A 4,521-nucleotide genomic window follows, 5' to 3' on the forward strand; every position below is an offset into this window, starting at 1 on the left:
TCGCCCTGACCGCGGAACCCCTCGCGGTGCTGTTCGGCAGCAGCCGGACCGCGATGCACCGCACCCTTCTGAAGAACAGGAAACTGCTCGAGGCATACGGCATCGCCATCCCGCCCACGGCGACGCCACCCGTCGCCCTCGCGGCCCTCCAGGCTCGAGTCCTCGCCCAAACCAGCGAGCCCCACAACAAGATCAAGACAACGTGTTAATGATCTGCAAGCCCTTAGCCCAACTTTGGCCCCTGGCCAGGCGTGATCAAACTTCGATGGCACGAACCCGCGTCGGTCAAAGTTCGATGGCACATGATCACGGTTCGTTGACACAGGACAATCAGACCCCGTCGCGCTGACCAGCCTGAACAGTTCTAGAATCGAACGTGTGAACGATTCCGGCCCCCGCCTCGACCTGCTCCGCTTCCTGGAGCGCGTGCAGGAACGAGACCTCGCCCGGACGAGGCGCTGGATCGCGGAGGAGGAGCGGCGTGAAACCGAGCGGCGGCGCGGCGAGCAACGACGGCCGCCGGTCCCGGACTGGGTGCTCCAGCTCGGCATCGGCCAGGGCCGCCCGCCGGTCTCCGTACACACGGGGGACTGCCACATGGCGAAGGGAAGCCGGGTCAAGCCGATCACCGAGGACCAGGCACGGCGCGCCCTGTATGAGCACGTGCCGGCCTGCACGCACTGCAACCCGGACGCCATCCTCGGAGTATTGGACTAGGCACTGCGGGGCGGCTTCTTCGCCGCCTTCTTGGCGGCCTTTTTCGCCGCGGTCTTCTTCGCGGGCGCCTTCTTCGCCGTCTTCTTGGCCACCGTCTTCTTCGGCATCTCGTGGACGGTGGCGTCCTCACCGCGGGATGCCTGCGCCTTCGCCACGGACTCCTTGAGGGCGGCCATCAGGTCGACCACCTTCCCCGCCGGTGCCTCCTGCTCGGGCGGCGCAGACAGCTCTTTCCCCTCCCGCTTGGCCTCGATCAGCTTGGCGACCGCCTCGGTGTACTGGTCGGTGAACTCGGGCCCCTCGAGGTCGTCGCGGGACAGCCGCTCGATGAGGTGCTCCGCCTCGGTGATCTCGTCGTCGGTGAGCTCCACGCCCTCGGGGGCCAGCTCGGCGGGGTCGCGGATCTCGTCGTCCCACTTCATCGCATGCAGCACGATCACGTCGTCGCGCACCCGCAACATCCCCAGGCGCTCGCGGCCGGACCAGGCGAATTTGGCGACAGCGACCTTGGACGACCGCTCCAATGCCTGGCGCAGCAGCTTGTAGGGCTTTGCCGCGACCTGCCCGTCGGGCTGCAAGTAGTAGCCCTCACCGATGCGGATCGGGTCGATGCTCTGGACCGGCACGAAGGCCTGGATCTCGATGGCCTTGGCCGTCGGCAGCGGCATCTCCCGCAGCTCCTCGTCGAGCACCGGAATGATCGTGTCCTTGGTCAGTGGGTAGCCCTTCCCGATCTCCGCGTTCGAGACTTCGCGTTCCTCGACCTCGCAGTACTTCCGCACCCGCACCCGGCCCATGTCTTCGAGATGCACCTGGTGGAAGCGAATGGAGTGATCCTCGGTCGCGCTGACGACGTGAATCGAGATCGTGACCAGCCCGAAGCTGATCGCGCCTGACCAGATGATTCGGGGCATGGCAGACCCTCCGCGACGTGCCCCGAGACAGCCAGCCTATGAGTGGCGGGTACTCCTCGCGACGCGTACGCCGCGGCCGCGCCGTTCGGGCTGTGGGCCCCGGCTCGGCCGGGGCCCGCAGCGTCTTTCGTCAAGTCGCTGTCCCGGACAGCTGCTGGGCTCCATGCTCCTGACGTGGCAGTCTCACTCCGGCGCAAGCGCGAGGCCCCCCGGGGCCGGTACACACCGAATCTCTGGCCCGTTTGGATCGTGGCACCCGTGGCGCTGATAGCCGCCGGTGTCCTCGGCTGGGTCATCTACCACTACGCCTACGACCACTTCGCGCAGGCGGCCGCCGACCAGAAGCCACCCAAGCCGGTCAACATCAATGACGTCCTCAAAGCCACCGTGACGGCCCTGACCCTGATCGGTGCCGTCCTCGCCGGTCTGTACGCCTACCGCAAACAGCTCCTCGCCGAGGGCGACGCACACCGCGCCGACGCAAGCCAGCTCGCCGACCGCTACACCACCGCCGCCGAACAGCTCGGCCACGACCAGGCCGCCGTCCGCCTCGCCGGCGTCTACGCCCTCGTCCGCCTCGCCGACGACTGGGCAGAACAACGCCAGGTCTGCATCGACGTCCTGTGCGCCTACCTCCGCATGCCCTACGAACCCGACCACACCGCTCAAGGCCACAAGGCGGGCGAGCGGGAGGTACGCCAGACCATCATCCGCGTCATCCGCGACCACCTGCAGGATCCGGAGGCACGCACCGCCTGGTGCCGGAACAACTTCAACTTCACCGGCGCGGTCTTTGACGGCGGCAGCTTCTCAACCAGCCACTTTCAAGGCACGGTCCACTTCGGAGGTGCATGGTTCACCGGCGGCACGGTCGACTTCGACCGCGCGACGTTCAGCGGCGGCACAGTCTCCTTCGCCGACGCGACGTTCAGCGGCGGCACGGTCCACTTCAGGCTCTCGACGTTCAGCGGCAGCACGGTCTATTTCGACCGCGCGACGTTCAGCGGCGGCACGGTCAACTTCACCCGCGCGGCGTTCAGCGGCGGCACGGTCAACTTCACCCGCGCGGCGTTCAGCGGCGGCACAATCTCCTTCGGCGGCGCGGCGTTCAGCGGCGGCACGGTCGACTTCAACCGCGCGACCTTCAGCGGCATGGCCTCCTTCTTCGGTGCGACGTTCAGCGGCGGCACGGTCAACTTCGGCGGCGCAACGTTCACCGACGGCACGGTCAACTTCGGCGACGCGACGTTCAGCGGCGGCACGGTCAACTTCACCCGCGCGGCGTTCAGCGGCGGCACGGTCAACTTCCGCGACGCGACGTTCAACGGCAGCACGGTCAACTTCCGCAACGCGACGTTCAACGGCAGCGGGGTCAGCTTCGGCGCAGCGTTCCTCGGCGGCACGGTCGACTTCGGCGACGCGACGTTCAACCGCGGCAGGGTCAACTTCAACAGTGCGACGTTCAGCGGCACCGTGTTTGAGTGGGGCCCTCTTCCGGTCCCGGCGGGCGCCTAGCGGTGGTTTGTTGACGGCGGGTTCGTGCGGGAGTAGGCCGTGAGGTGAAGGTGTCAACTACGGCCTGGGGAGCCTGAGATGACGAAGCGGCTGCCGTGTCCGCCCGCTCCGGGTCCGCTGGAAGCCTATGCCGCCCGGTTCGATGATCTTTTCGGGACGTTGGCGCAGCGGCGGGGGTTTCGCGAGTATCTGGCCGGCTTGTTGCTGCCGCGGGACCGCAACAAGACGCTGACCTGCCTGGCCGGCACGGAGCCCGTGGTGGGTGCCCAGCATGCGGCGGTGCAGCGCCTGCAGTTCTTTCTGTCCGAGTCGACCTGGGACGGCGAGCAGGTCAATGCCCGCCGCCTGGAGTTGTTGCTGGCCGACTCGGCCACTGCGCCGCATGACGGCGGGGTGCTGGGCATCGACGATTCCGGTGACCGCAAGGACGGCCACTCGACCGCGCACGTCGGCAAGCAGTACCTCGGCTCGGTCGGGAAGATCGACCGCGGCGTGGTCACGGTGACCACCTGTTGGGCCGACGAACGCCTCTACTACCCGCTGCATGCCGTGCCCTACACCCCCGCCCACCACTTCCCCGGCGGGAAGAATGACCCCGGCTTCCGCACCAAGCTGCAGATCGGGGCCGCCCTGGCCCGCGCGGCGACGACAGCCGGCGTGGCGTTCCGGGCAGTCGTCGCCGACTGCGCCTACGGCGACCACAACACCTTCCGCGCCGAACTGTCCGACGCCCGCATGCCGTTCGTGATGGCCCTCAAACGCGGACACGGCACCTGGCAGTACAAAGACGCCTTCCGGCCCGTCGATGCCGCCCGCGAACTCGCCTGGCACGGCCCCGAACAGAGCGGCGACTGGCAGCCGGTGACCCGCAACTTCCGCAACGGACGTACCGCGACCTGGTGGGCCGCCGACGCCCAGCTGGGCTGGTGGGGACCCAATGGCGTGATCCGGCTCGTGGTGGCCACCACCGACCCGGCCACCCTGCCCGAGACGTCCACCTGGTACCTGGCCACCAACCTGCCCCTGCCCCGATCACCCCGCGCGGCACACAGCCGCCACCCGGCCGCCGATCTCACCGAAGTGGTACGGCTCTACGGGCTGCGGCACTGGGTGGAGCAGAGCTACAAGCAGGTCAAGGACGAACTCGGCTGGGCCGACTTCCAGGTCCGCTCCGACACCGCCATCCGCCGCCACCAGGCCCTCGTGAACTGTGCTTTCAGCTTCTGCTGGAGCACCTGGTTCACGCCGGACCCACCCCCGCCCGCTCCGGTCGGCCAACCAAATAGAGGCCCACGACGTCGTAGACCTTCTCGATGAACAACGGGTCCGTCGACAGCTTGAAGGTGTCCGCCAGATGCGGCTTGAGCTGGAACTG

At 67.9% G+C, this 4,521-nt stretch carries 3 protein-coding genes and 3 pseudogenes; 4 read left to right on the plus strand and 2 right to left on the minus strand.

The features are described from left to right. Both AB0D27_RS45055 and AB0D27_RS45060 read left to right on the plus strand, forming a co-directional pair. Window positions 1-209, plus strand: a pseudogene (locus AB0D27_RS45055) (ISAzo13 family transposase); the annotation flags it as partial. A gap of 169 nt (window positions 210-378) precedes the next feature. Beyond that, on the plus strand, window positions 379-717 hold the full coding sequence (locus AB0D27_RS45060) for a DUF6233 domain-containing protein (RefSeq protein ID WP_362521388.1): 339 nt from the start codon (window positions 379-381) through the stop codon (window positions 715-717). Here the strand turns inward: AB0D27_RS45060 and AB0D27_RS45065 are convergent. Further along, on the minus strand, window positions 714-1,631 hold the full coding sequence (locus tag AB0D27_RS45065; RefSeq protein WP_362521390.1) for a Ku protein: 918 nt from the start codon (window positions 1,629-1,631) through the stop codon (window positions 714-716). The genes AB0D27_RS45060 and AB0D27_RS45065 overlap by 4 nt on opposite strands. Window positions 1,632-1,889: 258 nt before the next feature. Here AB0D27_RS45065 and AB0D27_RS45070 point away from each other — a divergent pair, with 258 nt between their 5' ends. Both AB0D27_RS45070 and AB0D27_RS45075 read left to right on the plus strand, forming a co-directional pair. After that, on the plus strand, window positions 1,890-3,146 hold the full coding sequence (locus tag AB0D27_RS45070; RefSeq protein WP_362521393.1) for a pentapeptide repeat-containing protein: 1,257 nt from the start codon (window positions 1,890-1,892) through the stop codon (window positions 3,144-3,146). 78 nt (window positions 3,147-3,224) lie between these two features. Further along, window positions 3,225-4,361, plus strand: a pseudogene (locus AB0D27_RS45075) (IS701 family transposase); the annotation flags it as partial. A gap of 37 nt (window positions 4,362-4,398) precedes the next feature. Here AB0D27_RS45075 and AB0D27_RS45080 read toward each other — a convergent pair. Beyond that, window positions 4,399-4,521, minus strand: a pseudogene (locus tag AB0D27_RS45080) (IS630 family transposase); the annotation flags it as partial.

The sequence above is a fragment of the Streptomyces sp. NPDC048415 genome, from assembly GCF_040651675.1.
GTDB lineage: Bacteria > Actinomycetota > Actinomycetes > Streptomycetales > Streptomycetaceae > Streptomyces.